Below are 19,982 nucleotides of genomic sequence, written 5' to 3' on the forward strand. Positions count from 1 at the left end.
ATTCCGGGGGCCTATCGGCTGCCCGCGTGGGCGCGATCGCGCGGTCAGGCTCCGTACCACCAGTCCGCGGCCAGATGGCCGGACGCGACGAGTTCCGAGGGACCGCGCAGCCACGCGGATCCACCGTCGAAGTCGACGACGACCGCGCCGCCGGGCACCCGCACCCGCACCTCGCCGCGCTCGCTGTCGAGCGCGAAACCCTGGCGGGACAGCGCGGCGGCCGCCGCCGCGACGGTCCCCGTGCCGCACGAGCGGGTCTCGCCGACTCCGCGCTCGTAGACCCGCATGTCCACCGCGCCCGTGGCGTCCAGCGCGGTGAGGATCTCGATATTCACGCCGTGCGGGAACAGCTCCGGGTCGAACCCGGGCGGCACGCCGAGGTCCAGCTTCGCCAGCGCGTCGGCCGTCGACTCCGCGTCCACGCAGGCCAGATGCGGATTACCGACGTCGATGCCGAGCCCGCGCAGCGCGTGGCCGCCGATCGTGGCGGTGGATTCACCCAGCACCCGCACCGGCCCCATCGCGACGGTGACCTCGCCGTGCACGGGGCCGGCCGCGTGCACGGTGACCGGGCGGGCGCCGGCGCGGCTGCCGACGACGAACTCGGTGCGGGTGTCCAGCCCGGTCGCCACCACGTAGTGGGCGAAGACTCGCACGCCGTTGCCGCACATCTCGGCGAGGGAACCGTCGGCGTTGCGGTAGTCCATGAACCAGTCGCCGGGCGCGACGTCCTCGGGCAGTTCGGTCAGCACGCCGTTCGCGACCAGGGCTCCGGCGCGCGCGACCCGGAGCACCCCGTCGGCGCCGATCCCGCGCTGCCGGTCGCACAGGGCGGCCACCCGTTCGGCGGGCAGGTCCAGCCGGGCGTCCGGGTCGGGCAGGACGACGAAATCGTTCTGGGTGCCGTGCCCCTTCGCGAACGCGACGCCGTCCCGCGGTTCGATCTGCTCGGTCATCTTCATGGTCCTCACGCCAACATCCGGCACCGCCGGAACATTTCGTACGGGGCGATCGATCCCGCGCACGATACCGCGGCGCGACTGGTGGCCGGAGAGGTGGCATGCGCTCGGTATGCGGCTACCGAGGGTCACCGTTGTGGCTGCTGGGCGCTGTCTTGCCGCCGCGTGTTTCGGCGGACACGCGAGCCAGGGCCGTGGTCGTCAAGTCCGGGTCGGCGCCGTCCAGCCAGTGGACCCTAGGGTCGCGGCGGAACCACGAACGCTGGCGGCGCACGTAGCGGCGAGTGCCGAAATAGGTTTGCTCTCGCGCCTGCTCGAGGTCGTACTCACCGTCGAGATGGGCCAGCACCTGGGCGTATCCGAGGGCGCGCCGGGCGGTCTGCCCCTCCCGCAGGCCGCGATCGATGAGACCGCGTACCTCGTCGACCAAGCCGCGGTCGAACATCGTCGCCGTCCGGGTCTCGATCCGGGCATCGAGTTCGGCGGTCTCCCGGTCGATGCCGAGAATGGTTGTGCCCCAGCGTGGTTCGCCGATCCGCGGCTGGGAGGCGGCGAATGGGCGTCCGGTCAGTTCGACCACTTCCAACGCGCGCACCAGGCGGCGGCCGTCGGTGGGCAGGATGGTCGCGGCCGCCACCGGGTCGGCGGTGCGCAGCGCGGCGTGCACCGCCTCGACGCCGCCGTCGGCCAGCACCGCCTCCCATTTCGCCCGCACCCGCGGGTCGGTGGCGGGGAACTCCCACTGATCCAGCAACGCCTGCACGTACATCATCGAGCCGCCCACGATCACCGGTGTGCGGCCGCGCGCCCGGATCGCCTCCACATCGGCGGCGGCCGCGGCCTGATACGTTGCGGCCGTGGCGGTTTCGGTCACCTCCAGGACATCGAGCTGATGGTGCGGGATGCCGCGGCGCTGTGCCACCGGCAGTTTCGCGGTGCCGATGTCCATGCCGCGGTACAGCTGCATGGCGTCGATGTTGACGATCTCGCCGTCGAGGCGCTGCGCCAGATCCAGCGCCAGCTCGGATTTTCCGGTGGCGGTGGGGCCGACCACGGCGATCGGGGTCGTCACGACCGGGACCCCGGGCGCCACACACTCACCTGGTAGCCCACGCCGAAAGGCGCCGCGCGGTAAAGGGTTTCGACCTCGGGTGCGGACTCGTCGACGTCGAACAGCCCGGCCAGGACCTGGAACGCGGCCCGCCCGGACACGTCGAGTTCCGCGCACAGACGCTCGTCCAACGCGGCCAGCCCCGACCGGTCCCCCGCCGCCAGGGCGCGGTCGATGCCCTCCTGTACGCCTTCGGCGCGGGGGTCGAGATAGCCGGGCGCGCGCGTCGACAGCGTGGCCGCGCCGTCGGCGACCACCAGCACGCCGCGGTCCTGCGGGCTCGCGTCCAATTCGCGACGCAGTTTCGCACCGGCCTCCGCGCAGTACTGCGGATCGGCGCGCGTGTCCACGATCCGTGCCTCCGCCACCGCGTTCGGCGCCACTTCCCCGCGCAGCCAGCCGCCGATCAAGGCGGGCAACGGCAGATCGGGGTCGGCCGGTCCGGCAGCAGGGACCGTCGCCGCGTCCGACAGCCCGACGCGCACGTCCACGCCGTATCCGCCGAAGGTCCCCGCCGCGTCCGCATCGAGGACCGCCTCCGCCTCGCCCGTCCCGACCACGGTCCACCGGGTTGCGCGCGCCGCCAATATCCGCCCGGCCGCCAGCACCGCCGCCTGCAAAGCCGGCACCTCCGCGGCCGGATGCCCGGCATCGGCCACCGGCGTCCCCCCGCACAATGAGGGAACCAGCACGGGTGGCGACGGAATCAGCACAGCGACGCGAAACACGCGTCCACCGTAGCGACCGTGCCTCCCACCCCGGCGCGACACCGGCGTTCCGGCTCGCGCGACGCGAACATCGGGTGCGGTTCGCCGGTCCGGACGGGTCCGACCTCGCCTACCCCCGTGGACGAGGCCGCGGCGGACACGGTGTCGGCAAACAGCTCGCACGCGGTGCACCGAGCAGCGGTGCGGCGCCGCCGACCGGCCGCGCAGGTGTCGCGACCGGCGCAGGCACGGAGCCGATGGCGACGCGAAGCCACACACCGTAACGCGGGTCGGAGCGCACGGCAACCGCTCGAGTCGCGCCACCGCCGGCAAGACCCGGCAAATCCTCCGGCTGCCTGGTTGAATGGGGTGAGCTAGGGCGTAACCAGGCAGCCGTGACGCGCGGCAGGGACGAGGAGCGATGACCGAGAACAGCGGAACCGAGAAGGCTACCCATCCGGACACCGGCACGGCGCAGCGGTCCAGCGACTCCGTCGCGAAGCGGCCCACGCCCGCCGACGCGGCCAAGCCCGCCGCCACACCGCGGCGACCCGGCGTGCCGAAGCCCGGATCGCGGAAACCGGAGTCCCCCAAGCCGCATGCGATCAAACCCGCCCCGGGCCCCGCGCAGGAGCACCCGCATCCTGTCGTGGTGCCGACGGTGAGCGATCCCAGCAGGTGGGGCCGGGTCGACGAGGACGGCACCGCCTGGGTGCGGACCGCCGACGGCGAGCGCGTCGTGGGCTCCTGGCAGGCCGGCGACGCGGCCGAGGGCCTGGCCCACTTCGGCCGCCGGTTCGACGATCTCGCCACCGAGGTCGCGCTGCTGGAGGCGCGGCTGGCGGCCGGCACCGACGCTCGCAAGACGAAGGCGGCCGCCCTCGCGCTTGCCGAAACGTTGCCGACCGCGTCGGTCATCGGCGATGTCGACGGGCTGGCCCGGCGTCTGCAGGCGATCATCGAGCACTCCGACGAGGCGGCAGCGCACGCCATGGAGGAAAAGGAACGCACTCGCCACGAGCAGACCGAGCGCAAGGAGGCGCTGTGCGCGGAGGCCGAGCAGATCGCCACCGACTCCACCCAGTGGAAGGCCGCCGGTGACCGGCTGCGCGAGATTCTCGACGAGTGGAAGACGATCCGCGGCGTGGACCGCAAGGTCGACGACGCGCTGTGGCGGCGGTTCTCCAAGGCTCGCGAGGCCTTCAACCGCCGCCGCGGCGCGCACTTCGCCGAACTGGACCGGGAGCGCGCGGCGGCCAAGACACGCAAGGAGGATCTGTGCGTGCGGGCCGAGGAGTTGTCCGACTCCACCGACTGGGCCGGTACCGCCGCGGTGTTCCGCGAGCTACTGAACGAATGGAAATCCGCGGGCCGCGCCCCCCGTGAGGCCGACGAGCAGCTGTGGCGGCGGTTCAAGAGCGCGCAGGACGTCTTCTTCGCCGCCCGCAACGCCGCGGCCTCCGAACGCGACGCGGAGTTCGAGGACAACGCGGCCGCCAAGGAAGAACTGCTGCGCACCTACGAGGACCGGATCCCCGCCCATCTCGACGCCGGGTCGGCGGCCCTCGACAACGCCCGCGCGGCGCTGCGCGAACTGCAGGAGAGGTGGGACGCGATCGGCAAGGTCCCGCGCGAGCGCATGCAGGACCTGGAGGGCAAGCTGCGCGCGATCGAGCGGCGGGTACGCGACGCGGTCGACCAGCAGTGGCGGCGCACCGACCCCGAGGCCGTCGCCCGGGCCGCGCAGTTCCGCGAGCGGGTGGCGCAGTTCGAGGAACAGGCGGCCAAGGCGCGCGCGGCCGGGCGTGCCCGCGATGAGGAGAAGGCCCTCGAGCAAGCCAAGCAGTGGCGAGAATGGGCGGAGGCGGCCGAGGGCGCGGTCAGCCAGCGCTGAGGAGGTCGGGCCGGATGGACGTGCGGGAGATCAACAAGCGGGTGATCGCGCAGTACCGTGCGGGCGCCGAGATCGAGGGTATGCACCGTGATCGGTTGCTGCTGCTCACCACGACCGGCCGCCGCTCGAGCGCGCCGCACACGACGCCGATGATGTTCCACCGCGACGACGACCGGGTGCTGGTGATCGCCTCCAACCAAGGCGCGCCCCAGCACCCGGAGTGGTACCTGAACCTGGCCGCGAACCCGGCCGTGACGGTGGAACTCGGCGACGAAACCTATTCGGCCACAGCCGAACCGCTGCGCGGCGAGGACTACGACCGCGTGTGGGCCGACATCAAAAGGCTGTATCCGTTCTTCGCCGATCACGAGAAGCAGGCAGGGCGCACGATCCCGGTGGTCATGTTGGATCCCGGCCTGTAGCGGCGCAGGGTTATTCGTCGTTCCTGTGGTCTTCCTCGTTGCCGATCAGCCAGGTGCGCTCGCGCTTCTCTCGCTCCGCGGCGGCCTGGCGGCGCTTCTCCTCGGCCTCCAGGTGCAGGGCGGTGCGGCTCCACACCACCTTTACCCAGTGGAAGGTCAGCACGACGATCGCGAGCAGCGCGAGGATCAGGCCGATGCCCGGCCCGGCGCCCTCGTAGTTGCCCAGCCCGGGGGTCTGCCGGTGCCAGATCGACAGCACGCCGAACACGCTGCCGACGGCCGACCCGGCCACCGCGATCCAGGCCAGCACCCACCGCCGCGTCACCAGCGCCAGCGACGAGAAGCAGATCCCGAAGACCACCACGAACCACTCGAACACCCGCGACGGCAGGCCGATGTGCTCGGCCTCGGCGGTGGCGTCGTAGAGGATCACGTCGAGCCCGCGCGCGCTGCCCGCGTGCGGCAGCACCAGCGACAGCAGCAGCACGAAGACCGACACCGCCACCACCATGGCGCGCGCCCCCGGATCGATCTCCCCCGCGATCTTGCGCTCGACCGCTTCCAGATCGTCGCGGAATTCCTCGAACACCTTGGACTCGGCCGGATTCATCTGCTCCTCGTTCGGCTCGGAGGTTCGCCGCTCCGCCGCGTCACGCGCAGGACCGGAACCGGCATCGGAGGAGATACTACCGGCCGTCGTATCTCCGTCTGGCCGAGCATCGCCGGAAGACCGCGAACGATCGCCGTCGTCCTTCGCTTCGTCCTCGCCGCGATCGGCCATCGGTCAGACCCCGCAGCCCGTGTCGCACCCCGCGCTCGCGGCGACCGGCTCGGGCGCACCGATGCGCGGGATGCCCAGGCCGACACCGATGGGCTCGGTCTTGGGCGTGATGCCGCGTTCGTGAGCATCACCGGCGCGGGTGCGGCGGTGGCTGTGGACCGGGCCGTCGGCGATCAGGTGGTGCGGGGCCGCCCCGGTGATGTCGACGGTGACGATGTCGCCCGGCCGGATGGTGTTGTCGGCGGGCGGGCGGAAATGCACCAGCCGACCGTCGCGGGCACGCCCGCTCATGCGCGCGGTGGCGGCGTTCTTCTTGCCCGCGCCCTCGGCGACCAGCAGTTCGACCTCGGTGCCGAGCAACGCCTGATTCGCCTCCAGCGACACCTGCTCCTGCAACGCGACGAGCCGGTCGTAGCGCTCCTGCACCACGGCCTTCGGCACCTGGTCGGCCATGGTGGCGGCGGGCGTGCCGGGCCGGATCGAGTACTGGAAGGTGAAGGCGCTGGTGAATCGGGCCTGCCGCACCACGTCCAGGGTCTCCTGGAAATCCTCCTCGGTCTCGCCCGGGAAGCCGACGATGATGTCGGTGGTGATGGCCGCGTGCGGCATGGCGGCACGCACCTTCTCGATGATTCCGAGATACCGCGCCTTGCGGTAGGACCGCCGCATGGCCTTGAGCACGCGATCGGACCCCGACTGCAACGGCATGTGCAGCTGCGGGCACACGTTCGGCGTCTGCGCCATGGCCTCGATGACGTCGTCGGTGAATTCCGCCGGATGCGGCGAGGTGAAGCGGACCCGCTCCAGCCCGTCGATGGTCCCGCAGGCGCGCAACAGTTTCGCGAACGCGCCGCGGTCACGGTGCTCGTCGGGGTCGGCGAAGTTGATTCCGTAGGAGTTCACGTTCTGGCCCAGCAGCGTCACCTCCAGCACGCCCTGCTCGACCAGCGCCTGCACCTCGGCCAGCACGTCACCGGGACGGCGGTCGACCTCCTTGCCGCGCAGCGCCGGCACGATGCAGAAGGTGCAGGTGTTGTTGCAGCCCACCGAGATCGACACCCACCCGGCATAGGCGGACTCCCGCTTGGCGGGCAGGGTCGAGGGGAACGCCTCCAGCGATTCGAGGATCTCGACCTGGGCCTGTTCGTTGTGCCGGGCGCGTTCCAGCAGCACCGGCAGCGAGCCGATGTTGTGGGTGCCGAACACCACGTCGACCCACGGCGCCTTGCGCACCACGGTGTCGCGGTCCTTCTGCGCCAGGCAGCCGCCGACGGCGATCTGCATCCCCGGCCGCTCGGCCTTGACCGGGGCCAGATGTCCCAGCGTGCCGTAGAGCTTGTTGTCGGCGTTCTCGCGCACCGCGCAGGTGTTGAACACGACGAGGTCCGCGGTCGCGCCGGGCGTGGCCCGGACGTATCCGGCGTCCTCGAGCAGGCCCGACAGGCGTTCGGAGTCGTGCACATTCATCTGACAGCCGTGCGTGCGGACCTCGTAGGTCCGCTGCTGCTCGGCGCCGACGGCAGAACGCACTCCAACCTGCGTAGACGAATTCACCCGTCCAGGGTATCGGCTCGCGGAAATTCGGGACCGGCCCGTCCACCCGCCGCTGAGCGGGCGTGATACCGGTCACCAATGTCAAGCTCGGGTTAAAGGCAGGAGGCAACAGCGCGACGCATGCCCGAATACTGCGCATTTCCAGCGCCTTCGCTCTAGGGTCTGTTTTCATGACCGACGCTGCCGATGCAACACCCGGCACTGCCACCGAGCCGACTCCCGCCGACGCCGACGCGCCACCGATGATCTCGATGCGTGACGTGCAAAAGCATTTCGGCGCTCTGCACGTGCTGCAGGACATCAACCTCGAAGTGCCCAAGGGGCAGGTCGTGATCGTGCTGGGCCCGTCGGGTTCCGGGAAGTCGACGCTGTGCCGCACCATCAACCGCCTCGAACCCATCGATTCCGGCACCATCGCCGTCGACGGCGTGGAACTGCCCGCCGAGGGCCGGGCACTGGCCAAGCTGCGCGCCGACGTCGGCATGGTGTTCCAGTCGTTCAATCTGTTCGCGCACAAGACGATTCTCGAGAATGTGATGCTCGCGCCGATCAAGGTGCGGCGCATCGACAAGAAGCAGGCCCGCCGGAAGGCGATGGAACTGCTGGAACGGGTAGGCATCGCCGATCAGGCGGAGAAATATCCGGCCCAGCTGTCCGGCGGGCAGCAGCAGCGCGTCGCGATCGCTCGCGCGCTGGCGATGAACCCCAAGGTAATGCTGTTCGACGAGCCCACCTCCGCGCTGGATCCGGAGATGGTCAACGAGGTGCTCGAAGTAATGGTGTCCTTGGCCAAAGAAGGGATGACCATGCTGGTGGTCACCCACGAGATGGGCTTCGCCCGCCGTGCCGGCGACCGGGTGTTGTTCATGGCTGACGGTCTGATCATGGAGGACGCCGAACCGGAGGCGTTCTTCACCGCACCGCGTTCCGATCGCGCCAAGGATTTTCTCGGCAAGATCTTGAGTCACTGACCGGTGACCGGAACCTAGTCACTGCACGAGAGAAAAGGAAATCGATGAGGATCACCCGTGCATTGCAAATCGGAATAGGCGCCCTCGCCGTGGCGGTCGCCGTAACAGGCTGTGGCGGAGGCGGTTCCAAAACCGCGACCGAGAACGCCGCCGACGGCAAACTGACCATCGGCGTCAAGTTCGACCAGCCCGGCCTGAGCCTGCGCAACAAGGACGGCTCGTTCTCCGGCTTCGATATCGATGTCGCCAAGTATGTCGCCGGAAAGCTGGGCGTGGCGGAGGACAAGATCACGTTCAAGGAGGCGCCCTCCGCGCAACGCGAGACGTTGATCCAGAACCGGCAGGTCGATTTCGTGGTCGGCACGTACTCGATCACCGACCAGCGCAAGGAGAAGGTCGACTTCGCCGGGCCGTACTACCTCGCCGGTCAGGGCCTGCTCATTCGCTCGGACAACACCTCCATTACCGGTCCGGAGTCGTTGAACGGCGGGAAGAAGCTGTGCTCGGTGCGCGGTTCCACTCCGGCGCAGAACATTCAGAAGAATTACGCCAACGACGTACAGCTGCAGGAGTACGACACCTATTCGCTGTGTGTCGAGGCGCTGAAGGCCGGCGCGGTGGACGCGCTGACCACCGACGACATCATCCTGGCCGGCTTCGCCGCGCAGAACCCGGGCCAGTTGAAGCTGGCCGGTAAGCCGTTCACCACCGAGAAGTACGGCATCGGCGTGAAGAAGGGCGACACCGAGTCGCGCGCCAAGATCAACGACGCCATCGAGGCGATGATCAACGACGGCGCCTGGAAGGCCTCGCTGGACAAGAACTTCGGCAGCACCGGGTTCCAGCCCTCGGCCCCGCCGCAGGTCGACCGGTACTGATCCTTCGCGTGAGGGGCGGTCTCGGATCGGGATCGCCTCTCGCCCAGCCAGTTTCACCCATGACGATCGGAGGGACACGTCCGCCGTGTTCGACTTGATCTCCCGATACCAAGACCAGCTGCTCGACGCCTTCTGGATGACCATCAAGTTGACCCTGTTGTCGACGGTCGGGGCGGTGGTCCTCGGTGTCGTCGTGGCCGCGATGCGGGTGTCGCCGGTGCCGGTGGCGCGCTGGGTCGGCACCGCCTACGTGACCCTCTTCCGCAACACGCCCCTGACCCTCATCCTCGTCTTCTGCTCGCTGGGCGTGTACACCACCCTCGGCGTTCAGCTGGCCGGCGACAGTAACAACCTGAACTTCCTGGCGACCAACAACTTTCGCTTCGCCGTAGTCGGTTTGTCCGTCTATACGGCGGCTTTCGTGTGCGAGTCGCTGCGCTCGGGCATCAACACCGTGCCGCTGGGCCAGTCCGAGGCGGGACGTTCGCTGGGGCTGACGTTCGGTCAGAACCTGCGGTATATCGTTCTCCCGCAAGCGTTCCGGTCGGTCATCGCGCCGCTGGGCAGCGTGCTGATCGCGCTGACCAAGAACTCCACCATTGCCGCCGCGATCGGTGTCGCCGAGGCCGCCAAACTGATGTCGGAGATGATCGAGACCGAGGCCGACGTCATCGTCGTGGGCGTGATCTTCGCCCTCGCCTTCGTCATCCTGACCCTGCCGACCGGCCTCCTGTTCGGCTGGCTGGCAAGAAAATTCGAGGTGAAGCGATGAGTTCAGGCGCCTCCGTACTCTTCGACGCGCCCGGCCCCAAGGCCCGGGTGCGGTACGCCGTCTACTCGGTGCTGGTCGCCGCCGTGATCGCCGGGCTGCTCTGGCTCGTGATCGCCAAGCTCTCCGACAAGGGGCAGCTCACCGCCGCGAAATGGAAGCCGTTCATCGACGGCGAGGTCTGGGAGACCTACATCCTGCCCGGCTTGCGCGGGACCATCGTGGCCGCGGCGCTGTCGATCGTGTTCGCGCTGGCGATCGGGATGATCTTCGGGCTGCTGCGATTGTCGGACCACCGCAGCGTACGCATCGTGGCGGGCGCGATCGTCGAATTCGCCCGGGCTATTCCCGTGCTGATTCTCATGATCTTCCTGTACGCGGTGATCTCGAAGTACGACCTCACCGACTCCAGCCAGTACGCGCTGACCTCGGTGGTGATCGCGCTGACCGTCTACAACGGCTCGGTGATCGCCGAGATCGTCCGCTCGGGCATCCGGTCGCTGCCCAAGGGCCAGACCGAAGCGGCCGTCGCGCTGGGCCTGCGCAAGGTGCAGATGATGCGGATCATCCTGCTGCCGCAGGCGATTACGGCAATGCTGCCCGCCATCGTGTCGCAGATGGTGGTGGCGTTGAAGGACACGGCGCTGGGCTATCAGATCACCTACCAGGAGATCGTGCGACAAGGCCAGCAGCTCGGTGCGGCCGAGCAGAACACCGTGCCGTCGTTGATCGTCATCGCGGTTATCATGGTCGCGCTGAACTGGTCGCTGACCAGGGTCGCCACCTGGCTGGAGAAGCGGCTGCGGTCGCGGCGCAAGGGGCACGCGGTGGTTCCGGCCTCGGCGATCCTCACCGATGCCGCGCCCGGGATGGATCTGACCACATCGCGCTGAGCGCAAATCTCGGATGTGGGTCGGGTGGGCACCCTACTGTAGCGGGTGCCCAAATGTGGCTTCCAGCAGGGGTTTCGGCCGTTCGTGAGGCGTGCCGAGGGCGGTGGCGCTGTTTGAAGCGGCGGCGTACCGGGTATTCGCGGACAATGACGGCGCTACGGAGATCCGGGCCGAATGTCCACGGCGAGCGGGGTTCTGTACCGGCGCATCGAATCATGTCGGCGTAACCGTCGATTGCTTGTCGACTTCCGGTCGTCTCGGCATCCGATCGCGCGCGCCCATGTGCCGGCCACACGAGTAGGAGATGCGAGACGAACGATCAGAAATCGAGTTACCGCGCCACGCCTCGAGGTCGAGAGGGGACAGGTTTTGCCGACTTCAACACAGCAGTCGAAGGCCAAGGATCCGAACAAAGGTTATGTGGCCCTGTTGGGCTGGAGTTTGAACGCCGTCGAGGCAATTGATCGCTTCGACCGGCGCTATATCGTGGTGGCCCCGGAGTGGGCCGAAGAATATTGTGCCGCACACGATATCCCCTACATCCCGTGGAATTTCGAGCGGCTCAACGATCGTTCGGTGGAGATCGCGGAGACACTGCAGGAACGCGGGGTGGACGTCGCCATTCCGATCTACGAGGAGACCGTGGAGTGGGCCGGTGCGATCAACTCCGTGCTGCTCGACAACCCCCGTCTGCTGGGCCAGTCCATGCTGCTGCGCGACAAGTCGCTGATGAAGCGGCGGGCGCAGCTCGGCGGCATCCGCGTGGGCATCTTCGAGGAGGCCCACGAACGCGACGACGTCATCCGCTTCCTCAAGCGCGTCAACCAGACCCTACTGAAGCTGGACGGCGATCCCAACGACCCGATCCACATCAAGGCCTTCGACAAGGCCGGCTGCCTCGGGCACCGGATCATCCGCACCCCGGATGAGATCGACACCATTCCCGACGACGAGTTCCCGCTGCTGATGGAGTCCCATCTGGACGGGCGGGAATTCGCGGTGGAGGCCTGGATCCACAAGGGGCGCATCCGTTTTCTCAACATTTCCGAATACGTCACGCTCGGCTATTCGGTGTTCGTCCCGGCGACACCGGAACTCGAACAGTACCGGCCGGAGATCACCCGGCAGGTCGAGAAGCTGATCAAGACCTTCGACATCGAGTTCGGTTTCGTCCATCCCGAGTACTTCGTCACCAGCGACGGCGAGATGTATTTCGGCGAAGTCGCCTACCGGCCACCGGGTTTCAAGGTATTCGAACTGCTGGAGCGGGCCTACGGTTTCAACGCCTACCACGCGCTGGTCCTGGCCTTCGACCCGAAAACGACCGAGGCGGAGATAGACGCGTTCTTCCCCAAGGAAGTGGTGGACGCACGAGGCCACGCCGGATGTTTCGGCGTGTATCCACGTCGACGCGTGGTCAGCCATTTGTCCATGCCGGAGGAGACCGAGGATCACGATTACTTCGAATCGCACGAGCTCACCGCTCCCCTGACCGACAAGGTGACCAAACGCACCGCGTACGGAAACCATTGGGGGCTGCTGTACTTCTTCGGTGACGATCCGTACACTCTGCGGGATCTGCTGAAGCGACAGGAAGAACTCGATTTCTACATCTGATCCGCGGCAGCATCGGATCACGGGAGGGTCCTGTAATTGAGTTCACCCAGCAGCGACAGTGCGACCCTGGACAGACGGCTCGCTCAGCTGGACGACGCCACGCAGTCCCTCACGGACGCGAGCGATCTCGGCAAGCAGACCAGACTGTCCCGGATGCTGGCCGCCCTGCGCCGAGTGCTGCTCATCCCGGGCGGATGCGCCGCGATCCGGCACCGCGCCGAACGGATCGAGGACTCCGGCCTGTTCCTCGGTACGGACTGGGCGTCTCCGCAGATCCTGATTCCGGCGTTGAGCACCGGTTCACTGCGGAGCCCGAACGCTGACACGGTGGTGCTGGAGACGGTGAGCGATCTGCGCCTGCTGGCCGTGGCCAAGGGCGCCTACGCGCATCCGCTGATCACGGCCGAGCAGGCACAGCAGCATCTTTCGCAGGTGCTGGCGGCCAACCTGACGCTGTTGCTGACGCCGCCTACGGAGGCCGAGCGGACGCAGCAGGGGCGGATGGCGCAGGTGTCGCGGAGTCTGCTCGGCTACCTGGTCGAGGAGGTCGGGTACGAGAAGGTGCTCGAGCACCTGGTGGACGAGATCTGGCGGATTCTGCGGCAGCGCCCGATCCAGGTCGACGCGGTGAAGCGGATGATCACCCAGATCGCCGTGGCCCGCAGCAATCCGGACATCGATCTGGGCGCCACCGGGCTCGGCGCCGACCGGTTGATCAGCAGCCTCTACGGCACCACCGACGCCTGCCGGGAGGATCCGGGCGTGGAGGTGTATCGGGCCCGGCTGGAAACGATGGACGACGGCACGCTGCAGTTCGAGGCGGCCGGTTTCGCCCGATCAATGCACGACACCGGGCTGGTCTCGCCGTATCACGCGGTGCTGCTGCGCTTTCTGCTCGGGAAGGGCGAGTACCTGCTCGCCGAGGCGATGGGGTTGTCGAACACCGGGCGCGATGGCCTGCTCTGCTATCACGCGCTGGTGCGCAAGCTCATCGAAGATGTCGTGCACGTCGAGACGGCCCAGTGCATCTACGGGCTGGCGCTGCTGCTGGAGCGCGGCATTCTGTATCAGCCGCCCGTGGCTCCGGGGATCTGGCGGCAGCTGGGACTGCAACTCTCGCCGCACGCACGGCAGCGCTTGTCCGCGGTGTTCGGGCCCGCGCCCGAGCCGCGGGCGTGGCTGCTGTCGGGCGTGCTGTCCCTGCTGGGGCAGCCGCTGGGGGTCGGGCAGGGCGACAACCCGACCTGTCAATCGGCGCGGGCGTTGTCGATGTGGGCGTACAACGATCCGGACTACCTGTTGCAGACCGTCGCCTGGGCGGCGCGCGACGACGAGGTCGTCATGCATTTCGAGGGGCAGCCGATCTCGTCGCGCGAGAGCGGCGCGGGCCTGGCCGCCGGGCTGCCGTCCGACCTGGATCCGGTGTCGCTGCTGGTGGTTCCGCACCTGGACCGGATCTACACCGAGATGGGCCGGCGCTGCGTCGGTCGTCCGGGCGACCCGCACCGCTGGGTCAATCCGGAGTTCCACGGCTGGTGGGCCGGGCGCGGATTCCGCATCAATGTCGATGTGGCGACCGGCAATCTGACCGATCTCGAAGAGTTCCTCCGCCACTTCTACGCCGCTTATCACCCCTACTACAACGGCAATCAGCCGTTGATCCACCCGCAGCCGGCCGGCGTCGCCGTCACCGACAGTGCGGCCCGTTTCATCGGCTGGCACGCGATCACCGTGCTGCGGGTGACTCTCGACCCGCAGGACACGATGCGGGTCTACTTCTACAACCCGAACAATGACAGCGGCCAGGACTGGGGCGACGGCGTGGTCGTCGGGACCGCCGGGCACGGGGAACGCTTCGGCGAGGCGTCGCTGCCCTTCGAGCAATTCGCGTCCCGGCTCTACATCTTCCATTTCGATCCGCTGGAGCCGGGCGAGTCGGCGGCGGTGGGGCGCGAGGAACTGGACCGTGTGGTCGGCTACGTGCATCGCAGCTGGGGTGCGGACCGGGTGCCGCCGGGTCCCATGGCCAGCGCGGGCACTACGTCGAGTAGCGCACTGCGGCAGTGATATCGGTCAGGAAAATGTAGCCGCCGGTCAGCGCTCGGAATCGAGTGCCGACAGCTCGGCCTTCACCACGGTGTAGGCCGTCGACTGGTTGTATCCGCGCCGGGCCAGCATGCCCACCAAGCGGCGAATCGCCTTGTCGCGCTCCAGATTGTGCGGCAGGGTGCGTAGCTTCCGGCGTACCAGCTCGGTGGCCGCCGCGTGCTCGTCTACGGTTTCGTTGCCCTCGGATTCGTGGGCCTCGCCGAGATCGTCGTCCGGGGACGGGGCGGCCGATGGTCGCGATGTACTGCCGATCCGGGGCGACGAAGTTTTCGGGGTGGGCGCGAAATCGACGGTGGACAGCTCCTCTTTCACTACCGTGTAGGCGGCGGACTGGTTGTATCCGCGCCGGGCCAGCATGCCGACCAAGCGGCGAATCGCCTTGTCGCGGTCCAGATCCGGTGGCAAGGAGTTGAGTTTCCGGCGCACGAGTTTGGTGGCACGGTCGATCTCCGCCTCCGCGGTGACGCCCGCGAGGGCCGGTTCCGCGTCGGCCGGGTCCACCCCCTTGCGATGCAGCTCGCGCGCGATGGCCTTCTTGCCCTTGCCCGCATAGGTGTGCCGGGAGTGCACCCACTGCTCGGCAAAGGCGGCGTCATCGATGAGCCCGACCTCGGCAAGCCGATCCAGCACCCGCTCACCCACCTCGACCGCAAAACCCTTGGCCGCCAACTTCTCGGCCAACTCGGCCCGGCTCCGCGCCCGGTCGGTCAACAACCGCAAACACAACTCCTTGGCCTGTGCCTCGCTCCCGCCCCCGCGCTCGTCACCGCTACGACTCCGCCGACCTCGGCGCTCCCCGGCCGCACGCGGCGTCTCGCTTCCCTGGTCGGACTGCGCCATATCGTCGCCCGCTCCCGCGGACTCGGAGTCTTCCCGGACGGCGCGGCGACGGACGGTGTGGGAGCCGTCGAGCAGACCGGTCTCGGCCAGTTGGCCGAGCACCTGCCGGATCACATCGCCCGCATACCCCTCGGCTGACAGAGCCTGCGTCAGCTCCGATCGGTCAACCCCTCGCCGACCGATCAACAGCCGCAGACACGCCGCCTTGGCTTGCGCCACCACCTCGCCCTCACCCGCCGGGCTCCTACCCTCGCCCGCCGAGTCGCTTCCCCGTACGGGTCTCGCTGATGGGTCCGTGTCGGAACGCCATACCCCCTGTGGGCCGGAACCGCTCGGAGACACACGTTTCGGTCGTTTCGGACGGCGGCCGGGAGCAGGCGCGGCCCAGTCGTCTACTGGGTCACCCGTTCCCCCGCGCTCCGACTGCTCCGCCTGGCGGCGCAGTCGTTCCACTGCATCGAGCCGAGTCGCGTCGGGGCCTTGGCCTTCCCGAGACCCCGACGCTTCCCGGTCTGGCATCGGCTAGAAGTCGACGGGCGCCTCGGCGCCCGCGTCTGCGGTGACATCTGCCCCGATGCCGAGCTTCTCTTTGATCTTCTTCTCGATCTCGTCGCGTACGTCGGTGTTCTCCAGCAGGAACTTGCGCGCGTTCTCCTTGCCCTGGCCGAGTTGGTCGCCCTCGTAGGTGTACCAGGAGCCGGACTTGCGGACGAAGCCGTGCTCGACACCCATATCGATGAGCGAGCCCTCCTTGGAGATGCCGTGGCCGTAGAGGATGTCGAATTCGGCCTGCTTGAACGGCGGTGCGACCTTGTTCTTGACGACCTTGACGCGGGTGCGGTTGCCGACCGCGTCGCTGCCGTCCTTGAGCGTCTCGATGCGGCGTACGTCCAGGCGCACCGAGGCGTAGAACTTCAGCGCCTTACCACCGGTGGTGGTCTCGGGCGAGCCGAACATGACGCCGATCTTCTCGCGCAGCTGGTTGATGAAGATGGCGGTGGTGCCGGAATTGTTGAGCGCGCTGGTCATCTTGCGCAGCGCCTGGCTCATCAGGCGGGCCTGCAGGCCGACGTGGCTGTCGCCCATCTCGCCCTCGATCTCGGCGCGCGGTACCAGCGCGGCCACCGAGTCGATGACGATGATGTCGATGGCGCCCGAGCGGACCAGCATGTCGGCGATCTCGAGCGCCTGCTCACCGGTATCGGGCTGGGAGACCAGCAATGCGTCGGTGTCGACGCCGAGCTTTTTGGCGTAGTCGGGATCGAGTGCGTGCTCCGCATCGATGAACGCCGCGACACCGCCGGCGGCCTGCGCATTGGCGACCGCGTGCAGGGCGACGGTGGTCTTACCCGAGGATTCCGGGCCGTAGATCTCCACCACCCGGCCGCGCGGCAGCCCGCCGAGGCCCAGCGCCACGTCCAGCGCGATCGACCCGGTCGGGATCACCGAGATGGGCTGGCGCGCTTCCTCGCCCAGGCGCATCACGGCGCCCTTGCCGAAGTTCTTCTCGACCTGTGCCAGCGCCAATTCGAGCGCCTTGTCGCGGTCGTAAGCCTGTGGTGCCATCGTCTGGTCCCCTTCTCGACGGGTGGGTCTCTGCTGTGGTTGACGCCTACGTTAGAGGGCGGCACCGACAAGTTCTGTGGCACAGCTTAGACGAACACGTGTTCGAGGCAAGCGACGCGCCTGGACTCCCGCGCACCGTCTGCCCGGCTATCCGCGTTTCGGCTGCGGCACCAGGGTGACGTGGTCGGTGTGCAGCAGCGCCTGAGCCTGTTTGAACACTCGCAGCGCGGGGGTGATCTCGATGTCGGTGATGCCGTCCAGCCGCCCCAGCCGCTCGGTGACGAAGCGGTACAGGTGCGCGATGTGCCGGCAGACCACCGATGCCACCAGGTTGGTCGCGCCCGTCGTGACCGCGACGAACGTCACCTCCGGACAGGTCGCCAGCGCCCGGCCCACCGTGTCCAGAGCGCCCGGATGCACCCGTAACCACAGCATGCCGCGCGTCGCGTAGCCCATCCGCTCGATCGCGAAGTCGAGATCGAAATACAGGACCCCCGCCTGCTCCAGTTCGGCCATCCGGCGCGCGACTCTGGTTGCGCTCCACCCTGTTTCGGCGGCCAGTTGCGCGTAGGAGACCCGTCCGTCCCGGGCCAGCAGGGCCAGCATCGCCTCGTCGCCGGGCGACAGGTCCATCGCCGTCTCGGGTCCGGCGTCGTCACGCCACCGCCGCGCCGGGCCCAGTTCACGCCGCTGCCGCGCGGTCAGCAGCCGCCCGTAGCGCGGCCACTCCTCGTCCAGCGGGAAGCGGTGCATGATCTCGTACGCGGCGAGCCCGACCACCTGGCTGGCGCGCGGAAGTGTGTTGAGCAGCAAATGATCTCGCTGTTCGAGCGTGCGCGGGCGGCTCATGCAGGTCACCTCGGATCCGGTCGACAGCAGCGACACCCAGCTGACATCGGGCAGCCGGGCCAGCGCCTCGGCCAGCCGCAGCGCCTTGTCCGGGGTGGACCGCAGCCGCACCATCCAGCGGGTGCTGCCCAGCGGCACCGCGTTGACCAGTCCGGCGATATGAACCATGCCGCGCTGCCGCATCGAGCGGTAACGCCGCGCCACCGTCTGCTCGGAGACGCCGAGAATCCCGGCGAGCCGGGCGAACGGGATGCGCGGGTCGGTGACCAGTCCGTGCACGATCTGCTTGTCGAGCAGATCCAGTACGGAGGTTTCGTCGATATCTTCGAGCATCATATGCGGAATCCAACGTGAAGTGGCGGTTGAGTAGGTGGATATTCAAGCATGTCCCACGCTTGTCGTCGATATCGTTCGCTCGAGGTTCTGGAGTTCGCCATGCGAAAATGGCTTCCCTTGTTCGCCGCGTGCCTCGGCACGCTGATGCTGCTCATCGACGTCACCATCGTGAATATCGCGCTGCCCGACATCGCCGACGATCTCGGCACCGGACTGTCCGGCCTGACATGGGTCATCGACGGTTACGCGCTGGCGCTGGCGGCGCTGCTGCTGGTGCTCGGGTCACTGGCCGACCGGCTCGGCGCCAAACCCACCTACCTGGCCGGACTGGTAGTGTTCACCGTCGCCTCGCTGGCCTGCGGGGTCGCGCAGTCGTCGGCGATCCTGGTGGCGGCGCGGGCTTTTCAGGGCGTCGGCGGCGCGGCGATGTTCGCTACCACGCTGTCGCTGCTGCACGCGACCTACACCGGGCGCGACCGGGGCGTCGCCTTCGGCGCCTGGGGTGCGGTGGCGGGCGCGGCGGCCGGCATCGGGGTGGTGCTCGGCGGCGTGCTGACCGATCTGCTGTCGTGGCGGTGGATCTTCTTCGTGAACCTGCCTATCGCGGCGGTGGCGATCGTGTTGTCCGCCTTCGTGTTCGGGCCGTCGCCGCGGCAGACGGGACGCGGCGTCGACGTGGCCGGGATGGCGACCTTCGCGGCGGCGGCGACGGCGGTCACCTTCGGCATCATCCGTGGCGGCGAGCACGGCTGGACCGATCCGCGGGCGCTCGTCGCCCTGGTCGTCGGCGTGCTCGCGGCCGGGTTGTTCGTGGTCGTCGAAATCCGCAGCGCGACACCGATATTCCCGCTCGCACTGCTGCGCAACGGCGAGTTCACCGCCACTCTGCTCGCGGCGGCCGGGCTCAACGTCGCCGCCTTCGCGGTCAGTCCGCTGCTGTCGCTGTGGTTGCAGCAGCAGTTGCGGCTGTCACCGCTGCACGCCGGACTGTCGATGTTGCCCATGGCGGTCACCGCGTTCGTGGTGTCGGGCGCGCTCGGCCGGCTGCTGCACGAGCTGGCGCCCGAGTGGACGATCGGCGGCGGGCTGATCGTGATCGGCGCGGGCGCCGGGCTGCTCGGGTTCATCGACGCCGAATCCTCTTGGACCGCACTGCTTCCCGGCTTCGTTGTGATCGGCGTAGGAGTCGGTGCGGTGGCGCCGGCGCTGGTGGCGGTGGGAATGGCGGCGGTGGCGCCGCAGCAGAGCGGGACCGCCGCGGGTGCGGTGAATACCGCACGGCAACTGGGCATGGCGCTGGGAGTCGCGGTGCTGGGCACCGTCTTCCGCGGCGTGGCCGGAGACGGGCGTCCCGCCCTGCCCCGGTTCGTCGACGGACTGGACGCGGCGGTCGCGGTGGCAAGCGGGGTGGGACTCGTGCTCGGAATCGTCACCTTCGCCCTGTTCCACCGGCGAAGCCGGGTGCCGGAGGTCGCGGTGAGCGACAGCGAAGTACCCGTCGCCTGACCTTCCCGCTCACCAGTGTGAGCGAGGCACGTCGAACTCCGCGCACAACGCGCGCCACACGTCGCGTGGGTCGGCCCCGGCCTCGATGGCCTGAGTACCGGTCCGCCCACCCAGGGACGGCAGCACATGGTCGTTCAGCAGCGAGTCGCCGCGGACCACCCCGAACTCGGCGTGCAACAGTTCCCGGAAATCAGTCAATCGCACCGTGCCGAGGTTACCC

Annotated in this window: 18 protein-coding genes and 1 pseudogene; 9 read left to right on the forward strand and 10 right to left on the reverse strand. The window is 68.5% G+C overall.

The annotated features are described in order from the left end of the window. Positions 1-44: 44 nt before the first annotated feature. The 3 genes from dapF to ACFMRZ_RS11020 all read right to left on the reverse strand — a co-directional run bounded on the left by dapF (position 45) and on the right by ACFMRZ_RS11020 (position 2,798). Positions 45-956, reverse strand: coding sequence for a diaminopimelate epimerase (dapF, locus tag ACFMRZ_RS11010; protein ID WP_400179052.1), 912 nt, complete (start codon positions 954-956; stop codon positions 45-47). Positions 957-1,077: 121 nt separating this feature from the next. Further along, complete coding sequence (miaA, locus tag ACFMRZ_RS11015; RefSeq protein WP_400179053.1) at positions 1,078-2,031, reverse strand: tRNA (adenosine(37)-N6)-dimethylallyltransferase MiaA; 954 nt, start codon at positions 2,029-2,031, stop codon at positions 1,078-1,080. Continuing rightward, on the reverse strand, positions 2,028-2,798 hold the full coding sequence (locus tag ACFMRZ_RS11020; protein WP_400179055.1) for a hypothetical protein: 771 nt from the start codon (positions 2,796-2,798) through the stop codon (positions 2,028-2,030). Before ACFMRZ_RS11020 ends, miaA begins: the two co-directional genes overlap by 4 nt. 400 nt (positions 2,799-3,198) lie before the next feature. Here ACFMRZ_RS11020 and ACFMRZ_RS11025 point away from each other — a divergent pair, with 400 nt between their 5' ends. Further along, entirely contained in the window at positions 3,199-4,671 is a 1,473-nt protein-coding gene (locus ACFMRZ_RS11025) for a DUF349 domain-containing protein (protein ID WP_400179056.1), read from the forward strand. 14 nt (positions 4,672-4,685) lie between these two features. Continuing rightward, positions 4,686-5,093 (forward strand): nitroreductase family deazaflavin-dependent oxidoreductase, encoded by a 408-nt coding sequence (locus ACFMRZ_RS11030; protein ID WP_400179057.1) that lies wholly within the window; start codon positions 4,686-4,688, stop codon positions 5,091-5,093. 10 nt (positions 5,094-5,103) lie between these two features. Here ACFMRZ_RS11030 and ACFMRZ_RS11035 read toward each other — a convergent pair whose 3' ends face one another. Together ACFMRZ_RS11035 and miaB are read right to left on the reverse strand one after the other, a co-directional pair. Further along, complete coding sequence (locus tag ACFMRZ_RS11035; RefSeq protein ID WP_400182825.1) at positions 5,104-5,703, reverse strand: hypothetical protein; 600 nt, start codon at positions 5,701-5,703, stop codon at positions 5,104-5,106. 174 nt (positions 5,704-5,877) lie between these two features. After that, the gene (miaB, locus tag ACFMRZ_RS11040) at positions 5,878-7,404 is read right to left on the reverse strand and encodes a tRNA (N6-isopentenyl adenosine(37)-C2)-methylthiotransferase MiaB (RefSeq protein ID WP_400179059.1); all 1,527 of its coding nucleotides are present in this window, start codon (positions 7,402-7,404) and stop codon (positions 5,878-5,880) included. A gap of 266 nt (positions 7,405-7,670) precedes the next feature. Between miaB and ACFMRZ_RS11045 the strand changes: the two genes are divergently transcribed. From ACFMRZ_RS11045 to ACFMRZ_RS11070, 6 genes are all read left to right on the forward strand, one after another. Continuing rightward, positions 7,671-8,399, forward strand: coding sequence for an amino acid ABC transporter ATP-binding protein (locus ACFMRZ_RS11045; RefSeq protein ID WP_280274507.1), 729 nt, complete (start codon positions 7,671-7,673; stop codon positions 8,397-8,399). A 44-nt stretch (positions 8,400-8,443) separates the two neighbouring features. Then, entirely contained in the window at positions 8,444-9,277 is an 834-nt protein-coding gene (locus ACFMRZ_RS11050; RefSeq protein WP_400179060.1) for a glutamate ABC transporter substrate-binding protein, read from the forward strand. Positions 9,278-9,362: 85 nt separating this feature from the next. After that, a complete protein-coding gene (locus tag ACFMRZ_RS11055; RefSeq protein WP_280274502.1) occupies positions 9,363-10,049 on the forward strand; it encodes an amino acid ABC transporter permease in 687 nt (228 codons plus the stop codon). Further along, complete coding sequence (locus ACFMRZ_RS11060; RefSeq protein WP_400179063.1) at positions 10,046-10,939, forward strand: amino acid ABC transporter permease; 894 nt, start codon at positions 10,046-10,048, stop codon at positions 10,937-10,939. The genes ACFMRZ_RS11055 and ACFMRZ_RS11060 overlap by 4 nt, the downstream gene beginning before the upstream one ends. Positions 10,940-11,308: 369 nt before the next feature. Continuing rightward, positions 11,309-12,556: an acetyl-CoA carboxylase biotin carboxylase subunit family protein gene (locus ACFMRZ_RS11065; protein WP_400179064.1), complete on the forward strand. Its 1,248-nt coding sequence runs from the start codon at positions 11,309-11,311 to the stop codon at positions 12,554-12,556. Positions 12,557-12,592: 36 nt separating this feature from the next. Continuing rightward, positions 12,593-14,623, forward strand: coding sequence for a hypothetical protein (locus ACFMRZ_RS11070; RefSeq protein ID WP_400179065.1), 2,031 nt, complete (start codon positions 12,593-12,595; stop codon positions 14,621-14,623). 27 nt (positions 14,624-14,650) lie between these two features. Here the strand turns inward: ACFMRZ_RS11070 and ACFMRZ_RS11075 are convergent, their stop codons facing one another. The 4 genes and pseudogenes from ACFMRZ_RS11075 to ACFMRZ_RS11090 form a co-directional block, all read right to left on the reverse strand. Then, the gene (locus ACFMRZ_RS11075) at positions 14,651-14,977 is read right to left on the reverse strand and encodes a hypothetical protein (protein WP_400182826.1); all 327 of its coding nucleotides are present in this window, start codon (positions 14,975-14,977) and stop codon (positions 14,651-14,653) included. After that, positions 14,960-15,505: pseudogene (gene recX, locus ACFMRZ_RS11080) on the reverse strand (recombination regulator RecX); the annotation flags it as partial. The pseudogene recX and the gene ACFMRZ_RS11075, both read right to left, overlap by 18 nt. A gap of 522 nt (positions 15,506-16,027) precedes the next feature. Continuing rightward, positions 16,028-17,071 (reverse strand): recombinase RecA, encoded by a 1,044-nt coding sequence (gene recA / locus ACFMRZ_RS11085; RefSeq protein WP_400179066.1) that lies wholly within the window; start codon positions 17,069-17,071, stop codon positions 16,028-16,030. Between the two features lie 147 nt (positions 17,072-17,218). Next, positions 17,219-18,256 carry an Lrp/AsnC family transcriptional regulator gene (locus ACFMRZ_RS11090; protein ID WP_400179067.1) on the reverse strand — a complete coding sequence of 346 codons (1,038 nt, stop codon included), beginning with the start codon at positions 18,254-18,256 and terminating at the stop codon, positions 17,219-17,221. A 99-nt stretch (positions 18,257-18,355) separates the two neighbouring features. On the opposite strand from ACFMRZ_RS11090, the gene ACFMRZ_RS11095 reads away from it, so the two are divergent. After that, positions 18,356-19,762 carry a DHA2 family efflux MFS transporter permease subunit gene (locus tag ACFMRZ_RS11095; protein WP_400179068.1) on the forward strand — a complete coding sequence of 469 codons (1,407 nt, stop codon included), beginning with the start codon at positions 18,356-18,358 and terminating at the stop codon, positions 19,760-19,762. A gap of 9 nt (positions 19,763-19,771) precedes the next feature. On the opposite strand, the gene ACFMRZ_RS11100 is transcribed toward ACFMRZ_RS11095, so the two are convergent. Further along, complete coding sequence (locus tag ACFMRZ_RS11100; RefSeq protein ID WP_280271012.1) at positions 19,772-19,966, reverse strand: DUF3046 domain-containing protein; 195 nt, start codon at positions 19,964-19,966, stop codon at positions 19,772-19,774. Between the last annotated feature and the right edge of the window lie 16 nt (positions 19,967-19,982).

Source organism: Nocardia sp. N2S4-5 (assembly GCF_044628355.1).
GTDB lineage: Bacteria > Actinomycetota > Actinomycetes > Mycobacteriales > Mycobacteriaceae > Nocardia > Nocardia wallacei_B.